This is a genomic window from Corallococcus sp. AB049A, assembly GCF_003668885.1.
GTDB classification, from domain to species: domain Bacteria; phylum Myxococcota; class Myxococcia; order Myxococcales; family Myxococcaceae; genus Corallococcus; species Corallococcus interemptor.
The window spans coordinates 18,056-38,968 of record NZ_RAWL01000023.1; the positions used below are offsets into that span (position 1 = coordinate 18,056).

Sequence of the window (20,913 nt, forward strand, 5' to 3'; positions counted from 1 at the left end):
CCAGGGGCCGGGCGCCCCTCGAGCGTCTTCAGCGCTTCAGCCACATCGGCTCGCCGGGGCACAGCCGGCAGCGGGCCTCGCCGTTGGCACAGGAGGTCGCGCAGGACGGGAGCGCCGCTCGGGCCGAGCTTCCGGCGCGGTACAGCAGGTCCTGATACGCCATGGAACCCACGATGGGGTGCATGCTCTGGAACTGCACCACGGTGGCCCCCGAGCGCTTCAGCCGGAAGGTCGGCGTCCCCACCGCCAACGCCGTCCGGAGGGTCTGCACGCCGCCCGCCGTCTTGTCCTCGCCATAGGTCGTCGAGCCCTGCGTGATTTCCAGCCGGCCCGCGGACGTGAGGAAGCCCACCAGCTCCACGTCATTCGTCGCCGGGCACCCTGCCTTGCACACCGCGAGGTTCGCGGAGGTCTGCGTCGTGGGCACGAGGGACGAATTCTGGATGCGGTGGTTGTAATACAGCACGTCGCGCTCGATGGTCGGCCGCGTGCCTGTCTTGAACCACTGGATGTAATACGCGGTCATGTCGTACGCGGGCCACTGCTTCCCCGTCGACGGCCGGATGTTGTGGTGTTCGTGCTGGTCGTTCCAGGTGACGATCTGGACCTCGTCCATGCCGTCCGCAATCACATTCTCCCAGATGGAGCGGAGCGTCAGGGAGTTGCGCGCCTCCCAGAAGGCCTTGTTCTTGGGCCGGTAGTCCTGGCTGCTCATCGGGTGGATCCACGGCTTCCCGTACCCGGCCGCCTTCGTCTTCAGGCTCCCGGAGTACCCCGCCGTCGTCACCGGGACGGCCGTCCCCCACCCCGCGTAGGCATCCCCCACGTTCTTGTACTCCTCGAAGAGCGCCGTGCTCCCCGTGCCCAGGAAGACGGGCACCAGGTACAGGCTCATGCCCAGCTCCGTGGACGCGCGCTGCTTCACGGTGGCGTAGAACGCCGCCGTCCGGCCCTGCGCGGCGGGGTTGAACAGGCCCACGACATACTTCCCGTCCGGGCGCCGCAGGAGCGCCGTGTATCCCTTCATCTGGCCCAGGATGCGAATCATCAGGTCCTGGTCCCCCGCCTGGCTCCCCGAACCCAGGATCGTCATGTCGAAGTTGGGGATGATGTCGAAGGCGCCGGCCTGCGAGGCCGCGTCGGCAATCGTCTTCGCCCGCGTCCACACCGCGCCGTTGTTCACGTCGCTGTCGGTCCACAGGTTCAGATAGAAGCCATCGATGCCAATCCTCGCCGCGAGCTCGATTTCGTCCTTCGCGTCGCGAAGCCGCCAGTCCGTCTCCGTGCGGGGCAGTCTCGGGAGCGGCCGCTCGCGCATCATGCCGCCGTAGGCCGCGTGGACTCCGCCCTCGCCGTTCACCGCGATGTAGCTGCGCTCGTAGTAGTCGTTGGACGTCGGGTTGGTGTTGTCCATTGACACCGGGTAGTAGTGCCAGTGCGCATACACCCGCTTCGCCGACGTCCGGAGCGTGGTGCGCGGCACCGCCGTGAACGCCCACTCACAGGGGCCACAGTCCGGCCCGCAGTCGACTCCCGTCTCGGTGCCGTTGCGCACCCGGTCCGAGCAGGTCGCGGCGGCCGCCACGCTCAGTGGGAAGCTGGACTGGTTGTCGCTTTCGTTGGTCTCCGCCGGCAGGCGGTTGATGTCATCCACATGCGCGAGGAGCGTGTGGGCCCCCGCCGTGGCCGGCGCGGTCCATACCTTCGTCCCCGAGGGGCCGGAGTTGGCGGTGAGCGTGACGCTGGCCCCCGGCGCGATGGAGCTCGTGTACGTGTCCGACCACGACACCTGCGTCCCGTTCACCCAGAAAGAGAGGCCGTGGACGATGCCCGCGGGCGTCGCGACGTTCCCCGCGTTCCGGATGGTCGCGCTGAAGGTGACGGCACTGCTCGGAACCACCGTCGTCGGGCTCACGCCCGTGACGACGAGGTTGTAGCCGTCCACGAGCGCGTCCTGCTGCGACTCCAGGGGGTCCTGGAGCGGCTCTCCGCCACAGCCCATCCACGCGGCCAGCAGTCCCAGGGGCAGGACCTTCCAGGTGCTCTTCCAGTTGTGATTCGCGGCGTGCATCCAAAGTCTCCGTTCCAGATCGCATTTTCCTGTCTCGCCATCACGAACCGGATGGCGAGACAGGGGCGGGCAGGCTCCATTGTCGCGATGGAGCGGAACGGGTTGCTTCGTGAACAGCTACTTGCAGATGCTGGCGCCGTTGGGCGCGTAACCGCACCGCTTGGGCGAGCAGCACTCGAGGCCATTTTCGCAGACATCACACGACGGCGCGCAAGTCCCCCCATTACAGCTGTTGGGCCAGCTGCACTGCCTGCCACAGGCCCCGCAGTTGTTGTTTGAATCGAGGTACGCCTCGCAGCCGTTGCTGTAGACCCCGTCGCAATCGGCCCAACCCGCGGCGCAGGTGTTGATGGTGCAGGCGCCCGCCGAGCAGCTCGAGGCGGTCGCATTGGCTGTGTTCGCGCAGGTCAGCGTCTGGCCGCCGCAAGCCCCCGCGCCGTTGCACACGTCACCCAGCGTGCAGGCATTCCCGTCGTTGCATGAGGTGCCAGCCGCCTTGGGCGCGTAGACACAGCCACCCTGGGTCCAGGTGCCCGGCGATTCACGGCAATCGTTGCCCGTCCCAGGGCAGGGCTCGAAGTTGGGGATGATGTTCAGCTTGAACGCGCCACTCCGCGAGGTCGGTGGCTCATAGCTGTCGACGATGATCCGGAGCTGGGCACCCGCGGCGAGGCTCAGGGTGACCGAAGAGTTGAGGACGGTGCCGGGCGCCTCGTCATTGCACCCCAGCAACTCCGTCGCGCTGGTCGCGTTGAAGGTGTAGATGTGCAGGACGCTGTCGAGCGCGGAGCCCAGGGTATTGAAGGTGTAGCTGCCGGCCATCGGAGCGGTCCATTTGAAGGACAGGTCCGGGCCTCCAAGGCCATCCGCGCAGGACGCGGGAGCGGTGAACTCGTTGGCCGCGTTGTACACGCTGCCAGACGTCACCGGCTCTCCCATGTTGGAGCCGAGATCGACGTAAAGCCTCTGCTTCATCTGTTCCAGGTCGACCGGCGCCTTCTCCCCGGCAACCTCGTCTGTGACACCGCACGCGGTGGATGCCAGGACACCAGCGACAGCCAGTGAAAACACAAGACAGCGATGCATCTGCTTCATTTCAGAGCCCCCCAGGAGGAACAGGAGCACCCAGAATACACAGATTAGTTTCAAATCGAAGCTAAATGTTCTGATTGACAACCATGAATGGCACCAGATTGGACTGCCGTACAATGGCCGGCACAGCTCAATGCCTCCCTGCGGAGATGACTTGAAAAGACAGGCTAGGCCCGGTGCCAGAGGATATCCCCGCCGGGCCCCGCGACGGCGTGACCTTCCGTGCCGACAGGCTCCTCCTTGCCGTCACACAGGAAGTGGATGCCCTCGGTGTCCCGCGCCGGGACCTTCGCGAGGAAGCGCTCACCGGATGCCGCGCATCCGACGATGACGCCGAACCTCGGGCTGCCGTCGCGTTCGTACAGCACTGTGTATGTCTCGATGCGGCCGGGGCCGGTGAAGTCCTCCACGAACGGTGGGACGGGGCCGCGCGCGGCGTCTGCTTCCGCCTGATGCTCGAAGGACTGGGGCAGGGTTCCGGCGGCCGGCGGCTCACGCGTAAGCACGAGGCTGTGGTTGTACGTCGCGAAGCCGCCATTGCCGAAGAGCAGGCCATGGCGTCCCTCCTCGCGCAGCCGCTGCACCATGCTGACCACCACGTGGCTCATGTAGTTGGCGATGGGACCGCCGCCGAACGTGAGGCCCCCGAACACCGTCGCGGGCTTCTCCAGCGGCCAGCCCAGCACCCGGCGCGCCATCTTCGGCACACAGGGGAAGCAGCTGTAGAGCTCCACGAAGTCGAGCATGTCGACAGTCAGCCCATTCAGCACCAGCGCCCGGCGCAGCGACACCGCCATGCTCGGAGAACTCGCGTAACCATCGCGTGCGAGGAAGTCCTCCGGCTCGTGCGCGGCCGCCCCCTGCCCCACGTACACGAGGCGGTCCTCCGGGATGCCCCGCGCCAGCGCATTCGCCAGGCTGGTGACCAGGAACCCGGCGCCTTGATTCACGGCGCTGTTCGCCACCATCCGCTTGCAGTACGGAAACGCGATGGGCCGGTTGGACGGCGAGGGCGTGACAATCTCATCCACGGTCAAGGGCTCGCGGATCCACGCGCCTGGGTTGCCCGCCGCGACCTGGGAGAACCTCGACCAGATTTCGCCGCTCTCCCGCTGCGCCTCCGCCAGTGTCTGTCCATACGCGGCCCGGCCTGCGTTCTCATACAGCGGATAGACGTCCACCGGGGAGTTGAGGCCGTAGCGCTTCCGGTAGTCCGCGTGCGCCTGGACACCGATGGTGGTCGCGGCGTTGTGCGCGGAAGGCGCGTCCCCGGCCGCCAGCGCCGCACGCCGGGATGCCGTGCGCAGCGCCTCACCGCCCACGACCGCCGCGACCTCCACCGCCCCGGAGGCAACGCGGTTGGCGGCCTCGTGGAGCAGGCGCACCGGGCTGTCGCCACTCGCCTCCGCCGTCTGTTCCTGGAAGCGCGGCCGGGCCCCCAGGCGCTCCGCCAGCGCGAGCGGCAACGGCCCCAGCTGCCGGAACGAGAGCTGATCCACCACCGCCAGCGAACCCAGCCGGGCGAGCCACCCACCGCCCGCGTCCGCGTCCGCCGCTCGCAGCGCGGCCTCCATCAAGCCCAGGGAGTCCAGGCCCCGCAGCGGATCCTCCGGCCGGTCGTTCACCTGCCCCACGCCCACGATGACGGGAATCCTGTTCGCGTCCTTCATGCCCCACCTGCTCCCACGGCCCGCCATCCCGGTCAACGCGCGGATATCATCCGGGTATAATTGACGGCCGTTTCTATCCGGATGATATTCCCTCCATGCCGTCACCCACCGCCACCTGGACCGCCTTCGCCGGACAGCGCCTGCTTGCCTCCGGTTCCCCCGCCGAGGTCGTCACCTCCGCCAAGGCCTCACTCGACGCGGGCGAGTCCGAATCACTGCTCCTGTTCGACGACGCCACGGGCCTGACGGTGGACTTCCACCTGCGCGGCACGCTGGAGGACGTACTCGCCCGCCTCAAGCCCGCGCCGGACCCAGCCGCCGAGTCCTCCGAGCCCCGAGGCCCCGGCCGTCCGAAGCTGGGCGTGGTGGCCCGCGAGGTGACGCTGCTGCCCCGCCACTGGGAGTGGCTGGCCGAGCAGCCCGGCGGCGCGTCCGTGGCCTTGCGCAAGCTGGTGGAAGCCGCTCGCGCGAACAGCGGCGACGCCGACCGCGTCCGCCGCGCCCAGGCCGCCGCGGACCGCTTCATGACCACGATGGCGGGCAACGTTCCAGGCTACGAGGAGGCCGCTCGCGCGCTCTACGCGGGGGACCGCGCCCGCTTCAACAAGTGGACCCGGAGCTGGCCGGACGACATCCGCGACTGCGCCCGGAGGCTCGCGGCCCCTGCCTTCTCCAAGGAGACGCCTTGAACCACCAGTGGGTGCTCAAGTCGCGTCCCCAGGACGCGGTCTCCGACGCCTGCTTCGAATGGCGCCGGACACCCATCCCCACCCCGGGTCCCGGCGAAGCGCTCGTGCGGGTCGCCTGGCTCGCCATCGAACCCACCCAGCGCACGTGGCTCAATCCCCACGCGACCTACATCCGGCCCGTCGAGCCTGGCGAGGTCATGCGTGGGGCCGGCGTCGGGCAGGTCATCGCGTCCCGCTCGGAACGGCTCGCCGTGGGCGATTGGGTGACGGGGCTGACGGGCTGGCAGGAGTACGCGCTGGCCGGTGACGCGGGCCTCTTTGGCTTCAACAAGGTGCCGGACGGCATCGACCCCCGGGCCATGCTGAACCTGTACGGCGCCAGCGGGCTGACCGCGTGGATTGGCATGACGGACATCGGCCGCGCCGCTCCAGGTGAGACGGTGCTGGTCTCCGGCGCCGCGGGCAGCGTGGGCTCCATCGCCGGACAGATTGCACGGCTGCGGGGCTGCCGTGTCATCGGCATCGCGGGCGGTGCGCACAAGGCGGACTGGGTCACCCGCGTCGCCCGCTTCGACGCCTGCATCGACTACAAGTCCGAGGACGTCCGGGCGCGGCTCCAGGCATTGGCGCCCCAGGGTGGAGGGCTTCATCTTCCTGGACCACGTCGCGCGCTTCCCAGAGGCCTTCCGCGAGCTGTCCACCTGGTCCGCCAGGGCCAAGTTCGTCCTGGCGGAGACCATCGCGGAAGGACTGGAGCAGGCGCCCTCCGCGCTGCGCGGATTGTTCGTGGGCCGCAACCTGGGCAAGCAGCTGGTCCGCGTCTGAGCATCACGCCGCTTCGGCCACATCCCCGGCGGCCGGAGCCTCCTCCTCGTCCAGCCCCTCACGGCGCCGGTCGAGCCGCGCCTGGAGGTCCTTGATGATCTGCACGCAGAGGAGCGACATGGCCGCGGCACTGACCGAGGCCAGGACTCCCGCCACCGTGCCCGCGGTGCTGTCGACCGCTGCAATCGGGCGGGATGACAGACCCGTTTCGACCCGATCCAGGACCAGCGCCAGGATGTGCGATGTCCACCACCACTGCAGGGGAAGCGACGCGACGAAGCGCATTCCCCCCAGTCGCTCCGCGATGTCCCGCATCACGCCGTACGGCTTCCACCAGCTGATGAAGGGGATCAGCCACATCCAGACCGCACCCGCAGGGCTCCTCCCAATATCCATCCCCAGGCCCTCGAGCTGACGGACCACACGGTGGACCCACATCAGGAAGCTGATCTTCTCGGCCAGCGTGACCACGAAGACCAGGAACAGGAAGCTGTTCTCGGCCACGTACTGGAGCCTCGCCTGGCCCTCGATTTCAGGGCGTACCAGGAGGCCGAAGAGCACGCCCACCAGGGACGTTCCGACCTGGGCGTATTGCAGCACCGTGGCCCGGCGCGCCCGCGCGCGCGAGTCCGGCACCTCCAGCGCGGAGAGCCGCAAGCACTCGCGGCATCGGCCTTCGCCCGCCACGCACCCTGAGCACGCGTATCTTCCACACCGCGCGCAGGTGAGCACCGCTTCCCGTTCGGGATGCTGCGGGCACACGGGCCGTGACGCGACGTCCCCCTCGACTGCATCGACCATGAGAGGAATCAGGCCCGGTCCTCAATCCTTCGTCAATCCTACATGGGCAAGGCTGGCGCCCAGCCGCCGGAGCCCTTCTGGAATGCGCGCGGCGGGAATGCCGCCATACCCCAGCACCAGCCCCGGCCGGGCGCGCGGCCCCGCGAAGTAGCGCGACAGGGTGATGAGTCCCACGCCCACAGTGCGGGCCCGCGCCACCGTCTCCCGCTCCAGCGCCAGGCCTCCCCGCCGGAACGTCGCGCACAGGTGCAGCCCCGCCACGGAGGGCACCGCCTGGAGCCAGTCGCCACAGTGGCGCGCGAGCCCTTCCGCCACGCGCTCGTGCCGCGCCTCGTACTCGCGCCGCATCTTGCGGATGTGCCGCGCCAGCAGCCCGCTGTCGATGAACCTCGCGAGCGCGGCCTGCTCCGGCACCGGGCTGTGCCAGTCCATCACGCGCCGGGCCCACCGCAGCTCCCGCTGGAGCGACGGCGGCGCGACCAGGAATCCCAACCGCAGCATGGGGACCATCACCTTCGAGAACGACCCCACGTAGAGCACCCGCCCGGAGCGGTCCATCCCATGCAACGTCTCCAGCGGCCGGCCGCCAAAGCGGAACTCGCTGTCGTAGTCGTCTTCAATCACCACCGCGTCCCGCCGCTTCGCCCACTCCAGCAGCGCCACCCTGCGCGCGGGCGACATGGGCATGCCCAGCGGAAACTGATGGGACGGCGTGACGTAGACGAGCCGCGCGGCGTCCGGCAGCGCCGCCACGTCCAGCCCTTCTGGGTCCACGGGCACGGGCACCACGCGCGCGCCCAGCGACTGGAACACCTGCCGCGCGGGCGGATAGCCCGGCTCCTCCATGGCGACGCAGTCCCCCGGCTCGATGAGCACCCGGCCCACGAGGTCCAGCGCCTGCTGCGCGCCATTGGTGATGAGCACGTCGTCCGCCTCCGCGCGCACGCCCCGCGCGACGCCCACGTGCCGAGCCACCGCCTCCCGCAGCCCCAGGTGCCCTGCCGCGTTCACGTAGCCGCCGGACACCGTGGCGGCCCGCAGCTGACGCGCCACCAGCCGGCGCCAGGATTCAAAGGGGAAGCCCGAGACATCCGGACTGCCCACGCCAAAGTCATACGCGGCGGGAGCCAGCGGCACGGGCAGGTCCGGCAGCGACCGCCAGAAGGCCCGCGCGCGCAGCGGCACCTGAACCTCCCGCCCTGCCCTGCCACGCGGCCGGGACGCCTCCCCCTGGACGAAGCTCCCCGCGCGCGTGCGCCCCGCGATGAGCCCCTCCGCGGTGAGCCATTCATACGCCACGCCCACGGTGTTGCGAGCCACGTCCAGGCGCAGGGCCAGCTCGCGCGTGGGCGGCAGCCGCTCGCCATGCCGCAGGCGTCCGTCCAGGATGGCCGCGCGCAGGCCCCGGTAGATCTGCCCGGCCAGGTCGCGGCGCCCCCGGAGTTCCACATGGAAGTCCATGCCGCATCCTCCCACGGATTGGCCCAATGGAATTCGCCAATCCTGGCCCTGTCACCGGGCCAGCGGCGACGCATCCTGCCGCCATGACCCACGCCCTCTACGCCTCCCACCCCATCGACTCCGAGCGCCTGCCGTGGATCCCCATGGGCCGGCCCGGGCTCGCGTTCAAGCCGCTGCGCTTCTTCCGCGACGGCAGCGGCTGGATGTACCTCTTCCGCCTGGAGCCCGGCACCCTCATCCCCCGGCACCGCCACCTCGGCGAGTCACACGCCTTCAACCTCTCCGGCAGCCGCAAGCTGCTCGACACCGGCGAGGTGATTGGCCCGGGCACGTATGTCTATGAACCGCCCGGCAACGTCGACAGCTGGCAGGTCGTGGGCGACGAACCCCTGGTCCTGCACATCACCGTGAAGGGCGGCATCGAATACCTGGGCGAGGACGGCCAGGTGCTCCGGAGCGTGAGCCCCGCGGAGCGGCTGGAGACGTACCGCCGCTGGTGCCAGGAGCATGGCGCGGAGTTCCGCGCCACCTGCGAGTGACCCGAAGAGAGGAATTTCCACCCGCCGAGCGCGCCGGGCAGGTCCGCATCAATGGCATATATCCCACAGAGAGCGTCGCCGACTCGGTGAGCACGCCATCAAGGTCGAAGAGGCACGCGCGTATCCCAGGAGGTACCCCCAAGCCGCTTCATCAGATGCCCGCCTCCTGCCCGTAGAACTGGGTGTCCTCGCGAAACCCGCCCTGTCCGTCGCCGAGCTGGTGATAGTCCTCTACGAGCTCGATTGAGCGCAGGTACTTGACCATCTTGAATCCAAGCTGCGTCTCGACACGCAATCGGCACGGCGCTCCGTGCGGGATCGGCAACGGCGCTCCATTCATCTCGTAGGCGAGGAGGGTCTGCGGATGACGAGCCAGCTCGAGGTCGATGGTCTCGTAGTAACCTCGACCGTCGAGTTCGTCGAAGCCGCGCAGCACGAGGTAGCGCGCGCTCGGGAGGGGCCGGCAGCGGTCGAGCATTTCGGCGACCGCGACGCCCGCCCACTCGCCGACGGCGGACCAGCCCTGAATGCAGTGGTGCTTGGTGATCTGAGTCTGTTTAGGAAGCGCGCGCAGGTCGGCCAGCGAAAGCTCGAGCGGAGCCTCGACGAGACCGCCCACCGAGAGGCGCCACTCGATGAATCCACGCTCAGCCAGGCGCTGGTACTCTGCGGAGGCCGGCGGGTAACCGTTGACCCGGAAGAACGGCGAAATGTCATCCTCGGTGTAGCGCTGGCGAGAGGTGACGTGATGGAGCAGAGCGCGGCGCATCGGCTCGATGACCCAGCCGAGCCAGCGCTGCACCGAGCGGCGGTGCTTCAAGCTGAAGAGCGTGGCCCAGACGTGCAACACCAACACGACGCCGAGGCCGGCGACGCCGATCCACACCGCAACCCGCTCGCTTGAATAGTCCCCGTGGATGATCCACGCCATGTTGCGCGGGAAATCTTCGACAGCGACGAGCAGGACATGGACGAACGTGAAGGCGACCATCGCGACCAGCGAGAGGAAATGGATGCTACGCGCGGGTTGTCGGCCGCCGAATAGCCGCACGTACCAGGGGAAGCGCGCCGCGACCGCCGGTGACATCGCCGCCCCGGTGAGCATCAATAGGGGCGCCAGCACGAACACGACGCTGGCGTAGGTCAGCTGCTGGATCGCGTTGTAGGGATGACCGGCCGGGGGCGCGTGGAAGTGCAGATAGGTCCACACGTCGCGGGCCGCCTCCGGGAAGAGGCCCCACGACGTGGGCACGAGCCGTCGCCACTGGCCGGTGCCGAACAGGAGGCCGACATAAACGAGACCATTCAGGATCCAGAAGATCGCGCAGAAGAAGTGCCAGTGGCGGCCCATGCCGAGGTTGCGCCGGCCGGGCAACGCGATGAAGGACGAGAAGGCTGTTTCCTCGTCGGCGCCCGTCCACAGCCTGTCCGCCGGCATCTTCTTCCGGCTGAGCCGCAACCATTCGCTCCCGGGGTTGCAGTCATCGCGCCAGTAGAGCTTCGGATGCGCGCTCAGGATCTCCAGGCCGCTCCGCACCATGAACCCGACGAGCAGCAGATTCAGGTAGTGGCTGATGCCGATCCAATGGAGGAAGCCGAACGCTTGGGCGAACGGATTCATGAACTGCCATCCCCGCCGTCCGACGGCCGCGCGATAGCCGCGCGAAGAGAGTCCCGGTTCATACGAGCGATGACATCAATGCTGATCCGCTTGGGGCAGGCATCCTGACACTCGCCATGCCACGAGCAGTTGCCAAACGACTCCGCGTCCATCTGCTTGACCATGCCAATGGCGCGACGCTCGCGCTCGGGCTGGCCTTGAGGCAGGAGCCCCAGATGGGAAATCTTCGCTCCCGTAAACAGCGCGGCCGAGGCGTTGGGGCAGGCCGCCACACACGCCCCGCACCCGATGCAGGCCGCGGCATCCATTGCGGCCTCGATGCTCTGTTTTGGCACCCGGGTTACGTTTGCCTCTGTCGCTGCCCCGGTCGGCGCGGTGACGAAGCCGCCGGCCGCGATGATGCGATCCAGGGCGCTCCGGTCGACGACGAGATCCTTCAGGACGGGGAATGCACGTGCACGCCAGGGCTCCAGCGTAAGCTCCATCCCATCCGTGAAGTGGCGCATGTGGAGCTGGCAGACAGCCGTGCCCGCAACGGGGCCGTGGGCGATGCCATCAATCATGAAGCCGCACGTGCCGCAGATGCCCTCCCGGCAGTCGCTCTCGAACGCGATGGGTGAGTTGCCCTCGGATGTGAGCCGCTCGTTTAGAACGTCGAGCATCTCGAGGAAGGACATCTCCGAGGTAATGCCCCGGACCTCGTAACGGGTGAACCCACCTTCCGTTTGAGGAGCCTTCTGCCGCCAGATGTGCAGGACCAGGTTCATCTGGCCACGAGCCTGGCTTCGCAGACGAGGTGGTTCCTGGTGTTCTTGAAGCCCGCCTGACCCAAGATTGGCGATAAGGCCATCGCGATGCGGTCCGCTTGTGCCGCGCCCCATGGCCCTTCTGGATTGGTGCCCGGCCCTTCTTCGAAGCGCGAGGCGAACGAGCAAGCTCCCTTGAGGCTTCCCACCCAGCGTGCGGATGCTTTGCGTAATGGCATGACGGCTCCCTTTGGCTACTTGTAGCTCCTCGTCTCGGCGGCCACCGCCTCGAACGCGAGTGGCTCTTTATGAAGTGCCGGCGGGGCCCTGTCTCCGCGGTGCGCCCAGACCGACACGTGGGCAAAATTCTCGTCGTCGCGTTTCGCTTCGCCGTCGAGCGTCTGATGCTCCTCGCGAAAGTGCGCGCCACATGATTCGCGCCGCTCAAGCGCGTCCCGGCACATGAGGTCGGCGAGCTCGTAGTAGTCCGCGAGGCGCCCTGCCCGTTCGAGGGACTGGTTCAGTTCCTCCCCGGTGTCCGGCAGCCGGAGATCCTGCCAAAAGGCGCTACGCAGCTCCGGGATCCGCTCGAGCGCACGCGTGAGCCCGCGCTCATTGCGCGCCATGCCGCAGTGTTCCCACAGAAGCGCCCCGAGCTCGCGAAAGTGGTCATCGACGGTTCGTGCTCCCCGGCAACCGAGCAGCCGTTCGAGCTTGGACTTCACTTCGCGCTCGGCGTCCCGGAACGCCGGTCCATCCACTTTGTTCGAACGGGGTCCCTGCCGCGCGAGCTCGTCACATATCGTGTTCGGCGCGATGAAGTAGCCATCGGCCAATCCCTGCATGAGAGCGCTCGCGCCCAACCGGTTCGCCCCATGGTCGGAGAAATTGGCCTCGCCAAGGACGTAGAGCCCGGGAAGGGTGCTTTGAAGGTCATAGTCCACCCAGAGGCCACCCATCGCGTAATGGACTGCCGGATAGATGCGCATGGGCACCCGGTAGGGATTCTCTCCGGTAATCTGCTCGTACATCTCGAAGAGGTTGCCGTAGCGCTCGCGGATGACGTGCTCTCCGAGCCGCCGGATGGCCTCGGAGAAGTCGAGGTAGACGCCCCTTCGACCCGGTCCGACGCCCCGGCCCTGGTCGCAGACCTCTTTCGCTGCGCGCGACGCGATGTCTCGCGGTGCGAGGTTCCCGTAGGTGGGGTAGCGACGTTCGAGGTAGTAGTCCCTGTCGTCCTCGGGGACGTCGCGCGGCGCTCTGACGTCGCCCGCCCTACCCGGCACCCATACGCGACCGTCGTTGCGGAGGGACTCGCTCATCAGGGTGAGCTTCGATTGATGCGCGCCGCTGGCCGGGATGCACGTCGGGTGGATTTGGGTGAAGCAGGGATTGGCGAACGCGGCACCGCGGCGATGAGCGCGCCAGATGGCGGTCGCGTTGGCGCCGCGCGCGTTGGTGGACAGATAGTAGATGTTGCCGTACCCCCCGGTAGCCAGGAGCACCGCGTCGCCAGCCAGCGAGCGAATCCCGCCCGTGACGAGGCTGCGCACGACGATGCCCCGCGCTCGGCCGTCCTCGACGACGACATCGAGCATCTCAGTGCGAGGGTGCATGCACACCTGCCCGGCCTGGACTTGCCGCTCCAGGGCCTGGTACGCGCCGAGCAGAAGCTGCTGGCCCGTCTGGCCGCGCGCGTAGAAGGTTCGGGAGACGAGCGCGCCGCCAAACGAGCGGGTCGCCAGAGTCCCCCCGTACTCGCGCGCGAACGGCACCCCTTGCGCGACGCATTGGTCGATGAGCTGGTTGCTGAGCTGGGCCAGCCGATAGACGTTGGCCTCGCGCGAACGGAAATCGCCCCCCTTGAGGGTGTCGTGGAAGAGGCGCCAGACGCTGTCACCGTCGTTGCGGTAGTTCTTCGCGGCGTTGATGCCGCCCTGGGCGGCGATGCTGTGCGCCCGGCGCGGCGAGTCCTGGAAGCAGAAACAGTGCACGCGGTAGCCGAGCTCGCCGAGCGTCGCCGCGGCCGCGGCGCCGGCCAGTCCCGAGCCGACCACCAGGAGGGTGTACTTCCGGCGGTTGTTAGGGCCGACGAGCTGCCCTTCCCGCAGGCGCAGGTCCCATTTCTCCTCGAGTCGACCGGATGGAATCCTCGCGTCGAGCTCCATGGCTAGCGCACCACCCCGAGCAGGACCGCGATCGGAATGCTCGTGAAGCCGGCCCAGAGCAGGAGTGCAAGGACCCATGCGACGGGACGGCGCTTCGGGTGGAGTGAGGGGCGGGAGACCCCAAGGCTCCTGAGTGACGCCCATGCTCCATGCCAGACGTGCATCCCGATGAGCGCCATGGCGACGAGGTAAACGATCGCCACCCAGCCGACGCGGAACCCGCCGACGACGTTGCGGTATACATCGACCTCCTCGAATGGTGCGGGCCGGATGGTCCCGGTGGTGAGATGTAAAAGATGGAAGACGACGAACGTGGCGATTCCAAGCCCACTCCATCGCATCGTCCGCGACGCGAGCGTGGCGGACTGCGGAACCAGCTGCCGATAGCGAACCGGGCGAGCCTGAAAATCACGCCACCCCAGTCGGGCGGCGGCGGCGATGTGCACACACACCGCGAAGAGGAGGACGGCTCGCGCGAGCCACAGCAATAGCGGCTCGCGGCGAAGCAGCGCGGAGTAGGCATTGAGCGCCCCCGCCCCCTGGTACACGAGCAGGTTGCCGGCCAGGTGGAAGACGAGGAAGACGACCAGGACGACGCCGGTCGCCGCCATCAGTATCTTCATCCCGACTGTCGTGCCCCAGTGCCCGCGGTGTGGTGCCGCACGGGCTGAGTCGAGCGGTGCGGCGCTCGCGTCATCGTCAGCGAGCGCGTTTTCAAGCGCGGCCATGGATGCATCCAGTCATGGAGGAGGTCATGGTCTTCGCCCTTCTGGAGGTGGGCCGCGCAGGTGCTCAGACGCTCATGTCTATGTACGGCGTCAGGCATACGGCAACGTACCGGGGATGCACCTCTCTTGCGTCCACGCGCTCCCTGCAGACATGAGACAGAGGCCCAGCCCCCAGGGCCCAGTGACAACAACCTGGCGCAGATGCCAGGTCGTTGCCGAGGATGGGGTCAAGGGTGGCTGGCGACGCCTACCTGGGGCCAGGCGATCGTCAGCAGTACGGCGCTCTCTTCAATGGCCTCGACGTCATGGGGAACCGATGAGCCGAGCGCAAACAGCCCGCCCTTGGACAACTCGAACTGCTGCCCCTCGAGCACCAGCCGGACCCGTCCCGCCAACACCTGGAGGGAGATCTGGCCCACAGTGCCGTGCTGGCCAAGGCGCGCTCCTGACTTGAACGCCATCAAGACCACGCGCAGGTCCGTGTACTTCACGAGCGTCTTGGCACTGTGGCCATTGGTCCAGAAGGGCGCGCCCTGTCGCAGTTCCTCCATCTCCCGCGCCAGGTCCAGGCCAAGCTCCGGAGCATCGAGGTGACGTGATTGACCTTCGACGTGTTGCTCGAGGGAATAACCCTCCTCAATCTTTCCCATTGAATGCTCCTTGGCCGATCATCACTCCAATTGCCTATCAGCACTGTCTCACCGGGCTCAAACGATGCTCCTCCGCTTCGTCTGAGTCTCAACCCTCAATCCCTGGCCTGAGGGTGCGCATGGAAGGCACGGGAGCAGGATGTCCTGCCTGCCTGGTCCCCAGTCACTCGTCTCGTCGACCTGGAGCAGCACTGTGTCGCCATCCGGCATTGCCGTCATCGCCAGAGACCGGCCGATGGAAGATGCACGAGCGGCAACATCGGGCGCTCCGGCGGCACAGCAGATCGCGGACCGCTGGCACCTGCTACTGAATGGGCGGCAGAGGGTGGAACGCTGGATGACACGGCGGGCGTCCACCACGTGATGATCAAGGGCTACTCGGACGACTCCGGGCTGACGCTGAAGGCGTCCTACTGAAGCCGTCCCGCGAACCTGATGTGTGAAGCAGTGCCCGGCTCCAGGGTGATTTCTTCCCCTGGGGCCGGGGTTGGGGGAACACTCCGGGCCCATGAGCGCTCGGCGGTTCGACGTGGTGGTCCTCGGCTCCGGTCCCGGCGGTGAAGGGGCCTCGATGAAGGCGGTGAAGTCCGGCCGCAAGGTGTGCACCGTGGAACAGGGTGCGCTGGTGGGCGGGGCCTGCACGCACACCGCCACCATCCCCTCCAAGGCGCTGCGCCACGCCATCCAGCGGCTCCTGGACGTGCAGCTGGACCACCCGGAGCTGCGGGCGGAGCTGGCCCGGCACACCACGTTCAAGGACATGATGCGCAAGGCGACCAACGTCGTCTCCAAGCAGGTGCAGCTGCGCACCACCTTCTACGAGCGCAACCGGGTGGAGCTGGTGGTGGGCCGCGCGAAGTTCCGGGACGCGCACACGGTGGAGGTGACGGAGCCGCGCGGCTCCGTGGAGCTGCTCACCGCGGACGCCTTCGTCGTCGCCACGGGCTCCCGGCCCTACCGGCCCGCGGGCGTGGACTTCCGCCACCCGCGCATCTTCGACTCGGACACCATCCTCAAGCTGAGCGAGTCCCCGCTGTCGATGATCATCTACGGCGCGGGCGTCATCGGCTGCGAGTACGCCTCCATGTTCCGGATGCTCGGCGTGAAGGTGGACCTGGTGAACACGCGCGACCGGCTGCTGTCCTTCCTGGACGACGAGATCTCCGACGCCCTCTCCTACCACCTGCGTGAACAGGGCGTGCTCATCCGCCACCAGGAGGAGATGGTCTCCGTGGAGCCGCACGACGACAGCGTGGTGCTGCACCTGAAGAGCGGCAAGCGGCTGAAGGCGGACGTCTTCCTCTGGGCCAACGGCCGCTCCGGCAACAGCCAGGACCTGGGGCTGGAGGCCCTGGGCATCGCGGTGGACTCACGCGGGTGCATCCAGGTGAACGACGGCTACCAGACGTCCGTGCCGCACATCTACGCGGTGGGCGACGTGGTGGGCGCCCCGTCCCTGGCGAGCGCGTCCTATGACCAGGGCCGCTTCGCCGCCACGCACATCGTGGAGGGGCGCATGGAGCACAAGCTGGTGAAGGACATCCCCACCGGCATCTACACCAGCCCCGAAATCAGCAGCCTGGGCCGCACCGAGCGCGAGCTCACCCAGGCGGGCGTCCCCTACGAAGTGGGCCACGCCTTCTTCAAGAGCCTGGCGCGCGCGCAAATCACCGGCCGCACCGTGGGCATGCTCAAGCTGCTGTTCCACCGGGAGACGCGAGAGATTCTGGGCATCCACTGCTTCGGGGACAACGCGTCGGAGATCATCCACATCGGCCAGGCCATCATGGCGCAGGACTGGCCGGGCAACGGCATCGACTACTTCATCAACACGACCTTCAACTACCCCACCATGGCGGAGGCGTACCGCGTGGCGGCGCTCAACGGCCTCAACCGGCTGTTCTGAAAACACGAAGGGCACCGCGGGCTGATTGAAGGCCCACGGTGCCCCGGGTGTGTCACGTCAGGCAGCGCTTAGTAGCGGTAGGTGTCCTGCTTGTACGGGCCGCTCTTCTGCACGCCGATGTACTGCGCCTGCTCCGGGGTGAGCTCCGTGAGCTGGGCGTTGAGCTTCTTCAGCTGGAGGCGGGCGACCTTCTCATCCAGGTGCTTGGGCAGCACGTAGACCTTGCCCACCTGGTACTTGTCGCTGTGCGAGTACAGCTCGATCTGCGCGATGGTCTGGTTCGCGAAGGAGCTGGACATCACGTAGCTGGGGTGGCCCGTGCCGCAGCCCAGGTTCACCAGGCGGCCCTTGGCCAGCAGGATGATGCGCTTGTTGTCCGGGAAGATGACGTGGTCGACCTGGGGCTTGATCTCCTCCCACTTGTACTGCTCCAGGGAGGCGACCTCGATTTCGTTGTCGAAGTGGCCGATGTTGCAGACGATGGCCTGGTCCTTCATCTTGGCCATGTGCTCATGGGTGATGACGGACTTGTTGCCCGTGGCGGTGACGAAGATGTCCGCCTTGTCCGCGGCGTAGTCCATGGTCACGACGCGGTAGCCCTCCATCGCGGCCTGGAGCGCGCAGATGGGGTCGATTTCGGTCACCCACACCTGGGCGGACAGCGCGCGCAGGGCCTGCGCGGAGCCCTTGCCCACGTCGCCGTAGCCCGCGACGACGGCGATCTTCCCGGCCACCATCACGTCCGTGGCGCGCTTGATGCCGTCCACCAGGGACTCACGGCAGCCGTAGAGGTTGTCGAACTTGCTCTTCGTCACGCTGTCGTTGACGTTGATGGCGCGGAACAGGAGCGTGCCCTTGGCGGACATCTCCTGCAGGCGGTGCACGCCCGTCGTGGTCTCTTCCGTGACGCCCAGAATCTTGGCGCTCTTGCGCGAGTACCAGGTGGCGTCCTCGGCGAGCTTGGCCTTGATGGAGGCGTACAGCTCGCGCTCCTCCTCGCTCTGGGGGTTGGCGAGGAGGGACTGGTCCTTCTCCGCGCGCTTGCCCAGGTGCATGAGCAGCGTGGCGTCACCGCCGTCGTCGAGGATCATGTTCGGACCCTCGTGGTCGCTGCCGGCGGGGCCGAACTCGAAGATGCGGTGGGTGAAGTCCCAGTACTCCTTGAGGGACTCGCCCTTGTGGGCGAACACCGGGGTGCCGGCCTCCACCAGCGCGGCGGCCGCGTGGTCCTGCGTGGAGAAGATGTTGCACGACGCCCAGCGGACCTGCGCGCCCAGCGCCTGGAGGGTCTCCACCAGCACGGCGGTCTGGATGGTCATGTGCAGCGAGCCCGTGACGCGGGCGCCCTTGAGGGGCTGCTGCTTCGCGTATTCCTCGCGGATCGCCATGAGCGCGGGCATCTCGCTCTCGGCGATGCGGATCTCCTTGCGGCCCCAGCTGGCGAGCTTGAGGTCGGCGATGGCGTAGTCCTGATTCTGCTGCTTGGTAACCGCGGTCATGGTGTGGCTCCGGATCCAGGTGGCGCGCCGTGCTGGCAAGGAAGAGGCTTTGCCGGCCCTGGAAGAAAAGGCCGCCTCACCCTCGCAAGAAACGCGTACAGGTGAGCGCCGTTGGGTCATTCGGCTTCGAGCCTGGGGCCGGGAGGGCCTCGCAACGCTCCTCGAAGTCGCGGGGGAAACTACGGGAAGGCGCCCGGAATTTCAAAGGGTGTTTGCCTCTCTGGGGTCAGGCGGAAGTCGTACCTGGAGGTGCCCTGGCGGACAGCCGGGTGAGCGGGCGAGCATCCCATCGCCGTGTCGGACATCGGTGCGGCCCTCGAGGCGAACTCATGCGATTACCCTGGCTTATCGCGTCACTGCTTTTGATGGGAGGGTGTGCGACCCCTCGCGTCGTCCATCTCGACATGGGGAACGGCAGGCAGGTGGTCCACGACTCCGTGAAGGTGGATCCGGTCCAGGTGAGCGAGGACGCGTTCAAGGCGGCCCTCACGCAGCTCCTCCTGGACATGCGCATGGATGTTGCTTTTCGTGAAGCGGACGAGGCCGACCAACGTGGGTGGGTGCGGTCCCGGGCCCTGCTGGCGTCCTCGAAGGGCCTTGCGGATCCAGGGGATGGAGGTTCGCCCGAGTCGTTGTACGCGCGCCTCTGCCCTGATGGGGACGAGTGCTTGACCCTTGCAGGCGGGACCGGGCTGCCGTTCTCGCGCAAGGACCGGACGTTGATGGCGCTGTCGTTCGCGCTGGACACGGTCTGGGGGAGCGTCGAGGCCGAGATCGGCAAGCTGCTGAACCCGGTGGCCCTCAAGGGCATGGTGACCGCGGCCGCGTTGTCCGTGCTCGTCACGATGACGCTGCCCGAGCCCGTCACGAAGGTCATCGCGGTGGCACTGACCGCGGCGCTGGTGGCCTACCTGGGGGTGGTGCCGGTCTGGGAGATGGGCCGGGGCTTCGTGCGGCTATGGGACGACGCAGGGACGGCGACGAGCGTCATCGAGTTGCAGGACATCGGCCACCGCTTCGGGAAGGTGCTCGGCACGAACGGGACGCGTGTCCTCGTGTTGCTCATCACAGCGGCCCTGGGCGGCAGGAACGCGATGGCGGCCCAGGGGCCCAGGCTCCCGGGCTTCCCCCAGGCCGCGGTCCGAGGACAAGCCGAGGCGGGATTCCAGCTCGGGACGGCACTGAATGGCGGCGTGACCTCCATCGCGCTGCCTGCCGCGGGAGTGCTGAATGTGGCCCTGGCTCCAGGGGCTGCAGCGGCCCTTGCGATGTACGGAGAGGGACGATTTCCCGGTGACGAGACGGGGCCCGTTCATCACATCTGCACGAACAAGAACCCCATCTCCGATGCTACTGGCGGTCCCTGGACCCCTCAGTGCGCGAAGCTATTCGAGAAGGCCGGGATGACACTCGAAGACGCTGCCAACAAGGTGAGGCTCAACGGGCACGAAGGTCCACACCCTGAGCTGTACCACCAGAAGGTCGTCCGGCGCCTTGAACGTTCGGTCGCGAACTGCCGAACGACGGAGTCATGCCGGGCCAGCTTGATGAAGGAACTGGCGAGGATAGCCAACGAGCTTCTGACGCAAGGTTCCGAGTTACGGAGTCTCATTGTGAAAGTGGAGGGTTGAGGTGGAACGTCACTTCTACTCGGTCGAGCTTGGAGGTGTGCCGAGGTGGCTCCTTGAGACTCCGACACGGGATTCCGGTGAGCCATTCGACGAGCCTTGGATGTTCGCGGATGGTCGCGTTCTTCCCGACCTGGGAGCCATCACGGCACGAATCGCGCATCCAGGCAGGCAGCGAACATTTGATTTCTCTGTGATTGAAGCAGCCCCTATCGCCAGTGAAGCCATCGCGAACGTCTTCAAGACTCTTGCACCTGGCGACGTGCAGCTCTTCCCGGTGTCTATTGAGGGGGTGCCCGAACAGCACTTCGTCGTCAATGCCACCAAGGTGATTGATTGCATCGACGAGGCACGGTGCCGGGAGGTGCATCACTATGACAAGGACGATCCGGCCCCTGGATATGAAGGGGAGTACAACTGGATCTACGGACTTCGAATCGATCCCTCCAAGACCGAAGGTGCCCGTGTCTTCCGGCTGAAGAAGTTCAAGATTGCGTTCATCGTCTCGGAGGACGTCAAGAACGCCCTCGAAGCGGTCGGAAACCTGGGGGTGTCCTTTGAGCGCGTCACAGGAGCGCACTGACCCACTCGCAATCCCGGACCCCACCCTGGCAGGCTCCGGGCCATGACGGACCTCATCCTGACGGGAGCCTCGCGCGGCATTGGCCATGCGCTGGCGTTGGCGCTGGCCCCATCCCAAGACACGCGGCTGGTGCTCGTGGCTCGTGACGCGAGCCGGCTCCAGACGCTGGTGGCGGACGTGGAGCGGAGGGGCGGCCGGGCGCTGGCCGTGCCGGGGGACCTGGGGACGCTGGCGGG

Annotated in this window: 18 protein-coding genes, 2 pseudogenes and 1 riboswitch; of the genes and pseudogenes, 9 read left to right on the top strand and 11 right to left on the bottom strand. The window is 67.4% G+C overall.

Annotated features, from left to right (window positions below; all coding sequences use genetic code 11):
- Positions 1-28 precede the first annotated feature (28 nt).
- The 3 genes from D7X55_RS04510 to D7X55_RS04520 all read right to left on the bottom strand — a co-directional run bounded on the left by D7X55_RS04510 (position 29) and on the right by D7X55_RS04520 (position 4,833).
- Complete coding sequence (locus D7X55_RS04510) at positions 29-2,071, bottom strand: endo-1,3-alpha-glucanase family glycosylhydrolase (protein ID WP_121722335.1); 2,043 nt, start codon at positions 2,069-2,071, stop codon at positions 29-31.
- A gap of 117 nt (positions 2,072-2,188) precedes the next feature.
- Positions 2,189-3,166 carry a hypothetical protein gene (locus D7X55_RS04515; protein ID WP_147442802.1) on the bottom strand — a complete coding sequence of 326 codons (978 nt, stop codon included), beginning with the start codon at positions 3,164-3,166 and terminating at the stop codon, positions 2,189-2,191.
- Between the two features lie 164 nt (positions 3,167-3,330).
- Positions 3,331-4,833, bottom strand: coding sequence for an acetyl-CoA acetyltransferase (locus D7X55_RS04520; RefSeq protein WP_121722337.1), 1,503 nt, complete (start codon positions 4,831-4,833; stop codon positions 3,331-3,333).
- A 95-nt stretch (positions 4,834-4,928) separates the two neighbouring features.
- Between D7X55_RS04520 and D7X55_RS04525 the strand changes: the two genes are divergently transcribed.
- The 3 genes and pseudogenes from D7X55_RS04525 (at position 4,929) to D7X55_RS44505 (ending at position 6,347) form a co-directional block, all read left to right on the top strand.
- Complete coding sequence (locus D7X55_RS04525; protein WP_121722338.1) at positions 4,929-5,522, top strand: DUF2239 family protein; 594 nt, start codon at positions 4,929-4,931, stop codon at positions 5,520-5,522.
- An 11-nt stretch (positions 5,523-5,533) separates the two neighbouring features.
- Positions 5,534-5,779, top strand: a pseudogene (locus tag D7X55_RS44500) (NADP-dependent oxidoreductase); the annotation flags it as partial.
- Positions 5,780-6,158: 379 nt separating this feature from the next.
- Positions 6,159-6,347, top strand: coding sequence for a hypothetical protein (locus D7X55_RS44505; RefSeq protein ID WP_233609580.1), 189 nt, complete (start codon positions 6,159-6,161; stop codon positions 6,345-6,347).
- Between the two features lie 3 nt (positions 6,348-6,350).
- On the opposite strand, the gene D7X55_RS04535 is transcribed toward D7X55_RS44505, so the two are convergent.
- Positions 6,351-7,004, bottom strand: a complete 654-nt coding sequence (locus D7X55_RS04535; RefSeq protein ID WP_158626313.1) for a DUF4328 domain-containing protein — start codon at positions 7,002-7,004, stop codon at positions 6,351-6,353.
- A gap of 165 nt (positions 7,005-7,169) precedes the next feature.
- A complete protein-coding gene (locus D7X55_RS04540; protein WP_120549582.1) occupies positions 7,170-8,609 on the bottom strand; it encodes a PLP-dependent aminotransferase family protein in 1,440 nt (479 codons plus the stop codon).
- 83 nt (positions 8,610-8,692) lie between these two features.
- Between D7X55_RS04540 and D7X55_RS04545 the strand changes: the two genes are divergently transcribed.
- Positions 8,693-9,148 (top strand): cupin domain-containing protein, encoded by a 456-nt coding sequence (locus D7X55_RS04545; RefSeq protein WP_120549583.1) that lies wholly within the window; start codon positions 8,693-8,695, stop codon positions 9,146-9,148.
- A gap of 151 nt (positions 9,149-9,299) precedes the next feature.
- Here D7X55_RS04545 and D7X55_RS04550 read toward each other — a convergent pair whose 3' ends face one another.
- The 5 genes from D7X55_RS04550 to D7X55_RS04575 all read right to left on the bottom strand — a co-directional run bounded on the left by D7X55_RS04550 (position 9,300) and on the right by D7X55_RS04575 (position 15,061).
- Positions 9,300-10,769, bottom strand: a complete 1,470-nt coding sequence (locus tag D7X55_RS04550) for a molybdopterin-dependent oxidoreductase (RefSeq protein ID WP_121722340.1) — start codon at positions 10,767-10,769, stop codon at positions 9,300-9,302.
- Positions 10,766-11,536, bottom strand: coding sequence for a succinate dehydrogenase/fumarate reductase iron-sulfur subunit (locus D7X55_RS04555; RefSeq protein WP_120549585.1), 771 nt, complete (start codon positions 11,534-11,536; stop codon positions 10,766-10,768). Before D7X55_RS04555 ends, D7X55_RS04550 begins: the two co-directional genes overlap by 4 nt.
- Positions 11,537-11,769: 233 nt before the next feature.
- The gene (locus D7X55_RS04565; protein ID WP_121722341.1) at positions 11,770-13,683 is read right to left on the bottom strand and encodes a fumarate reductase/succinate dehydrogenase flavoprotein subunit; all 1,914 of its coding nucleotides are present in this window, start codon (positions 13,681-13,683) and stop codon (positions 11,770-11,772) included.
- 2 nt (positions 13,684-13,685) lie between these two features.
- Positions 13,686-14,411: a succinate dehydrogenase cytochrome b subunit gene (locus tag D7X55_RS04570; RefSeq protein WP_120549587.1), complete on the bottom strand. Its 726-nt coding sequence runs from the start codon at positions 14,409-14,411 to the stop codon at positions 13,686-13,688.
- Between the two features lie 227 nt (positions 14,412-14,638).
- Positions 14,639-15,061: a cupin domain-containing protein gene (locus D7X55_RS04575; RefSeq protein ID WP_120549588.1), complete on the bottom strand. Its 423-nt coding sequence runs from the start codon at positions 15,059-15,061 to the stop codon at positions 14,639-14,641.
- Between the two features lie 140 nt (positions 15,062-15,201).
- Between D7X55_RS04575 and D7X55_RS47580 the strand changes: the two are divergent.
- Positions 15,202-15,407: pseudogene (locus D7X55_RS47580) on the top strand (ISL3 family transposase); the annotation flags it as partial.
- Between the two features lie 162 nt (positions 15,408-15,569).
- On the top strand, positions 15,570-16,967 hold the full coding sequence (sthA, locus tag D7X55_RS04580; protein WP_120549589.1) for a Si-specific NAD(P)(+) transhydrogenase: 1,398 nt from the start codon (positions 15,570-15,572) through the stop codon (positions 16,965-16,967).
- A gap of 68 nt (positions 16,968-17,035) precedes the next feature.
- Here sthA and ahcY read toward each other — a convergent pair whose 3' ends face one another.
- On the bottom strand, positions 17,036-18,466 hold the full coding sequence (gene ahcY / locus D7X55_RS04585; protein ID WP_120549590.1) for an adenosylhomocysteinase: 1,431 nt from the start codon (positions 18,464-18,466) through the stop codon (positions 17,036-17,038).
- A 96-nt stretch (positions 18,467-18,562) separates the two neighbouring features.
- A riboswitch (S-adenosyl-L-homocysteine riboswitch) is annotated at positions 18,563-18,635 on the bottom strand.
- Positions 18,636-18,795: 160 nt separating this feature from the next.
- On the opposite strand from ahcY, the gene D7X55_RS04590 reads away from it, so the two are divergent.
- The 3 genes from D7X55_RS04590 to D7X55_RS04600 all read left to right on the top strand — a co-directional run.
- Positions 18,796-20,097 (top strand): AHH domain-containing protein, encoded by a 1,302-nt coding sequence (locus D7X55_RS04590; protein WP_121722342.1) that lies wholly within the window; start codon positions 18,796-18,798, stop codon positions 20,095-20,097.
- 1 nt (position 20,098) lies between these two features.
- Entirely contained in the window at positions 20,099-20,677 is a 579-nt protein-coding gene (locus D7X55_RS04595; protein ID WP_199746861.1) for an imm11 family protein, read from the top strand.
- 42 nt (positions 20,678-20,719) lie between these two features.
- Positions 20,720-20,913, top strand: a 194-nt coding sequence (locus D7X55_RS04600; RefSeq protein WP_121722343.1) for an SDR family NAD(P)-dependent oxidoreductase, incomplete at its 3' end; no start/stop codon positions are given.

Excerpts from the sequence above, each read along its gene's own strand:
- D7X55_RS04515 (WP_147442802.1), bottom strand. The coding sequence starts at position 3,166 with ATGAAGCAGATGCATCGCTGTCTTGTGTTTTCACTGGCTGTCGCTGGT.
- D7X55_RS04525 (WP_121722338.1), top strand. The coding sequence starts at position 4,929 with ATGCCGTCACCCACCGCCACCTGGACCGCCTTCGCCGGACAGCGCCTG.
- D7X55_RS04510 (WP_121722335.1), bottom strand. The coding sequence starts at position 2,071 with ATGCACGCCGCGAATCACAACTGGAAGAGCACCTGGAAGGTCCTGCCC.
- sthA (WP_120549589.1), top strand. The coding sequence starts at position 15,570 with ATGAGCGCTCGGCGGTTCGACGTGGTGGTCCTCGGCTCCGGTCCCGGC.
- D7X55_RS04590 (WP_121722342.1), top strand. The coding sequence starts at position 18,796 with ATGCGATTACCCTGGCTTATCGCGTCACTGCTTTTGATGGGAGGGTGT.
- D7X55_RS04555 (WP_120549585.1), bottom strand. The coding sequence starts at position 11,536 with ATGAACCTGGTCCTGCACATCTGGCGGCAGAAGGCTCCTCAAACGGAA.
- D7X55_RS04545 (WP_120549583.1), top strand. The coding sequence starts at position 8,693 with ATGACCCACGCCCTCTACGCCTCCCACCCCATCGACTCCGAGCGCCTG.
- ahcY (WP_120549590.1), bottom strand. The coding sequence starts at position 18,466 with ATGACCGCGGTTACCAAGCAGCAGAATCAGGACTACGCCATCGCCGAC.
- D7X55_RS04575 (WP_120549588.1), bottom strand. The coding sequence starts at position 15,061 with ATGGGAAAGATTGAGGAGGGTTATTCCCTCGAGCAACACGTCGAAGGT.
- D7X55_RS04540 (WP_120549582.1), bottom strand. The coding sequence starts at position 8,609 with ATGGACTTCCATGTGGAACTCCGGGGGCGCCGCGACCTGGCCGGGCAG.
- D7X55_RS04570 (WP_120549587.1), bottom strand. The coding sequence starts at position 14,411 with ATGGCCGCGCTTGAAAACGCGCTCGCTGACGATGACGCGAGCGCCGCA.
- D7X55_RS04565 (WP_121722341.1), bottom strand. The coding sequence starts at position 13,683 with ATGGAGCTCGACGCGAGGATTCCATCCGGTCGACTCGAGGAGAAATGG.
- D7X55_RS04520 (WP_121722337.1), bottom strand. The coding sequence starts at position 4,833 with ATGAAGGACGCGAACAGGATTCCCGTCATCGTGGGCGTGGGGCAGGTG.
- D7X55_RS04550 (WP_121722340.1), bottom strand. The coding sequence starts at position 10,769 with ATGAATCCGTTCGCCCAAGCGTTCGGCTTCCTCCATTGGATCGGCATC.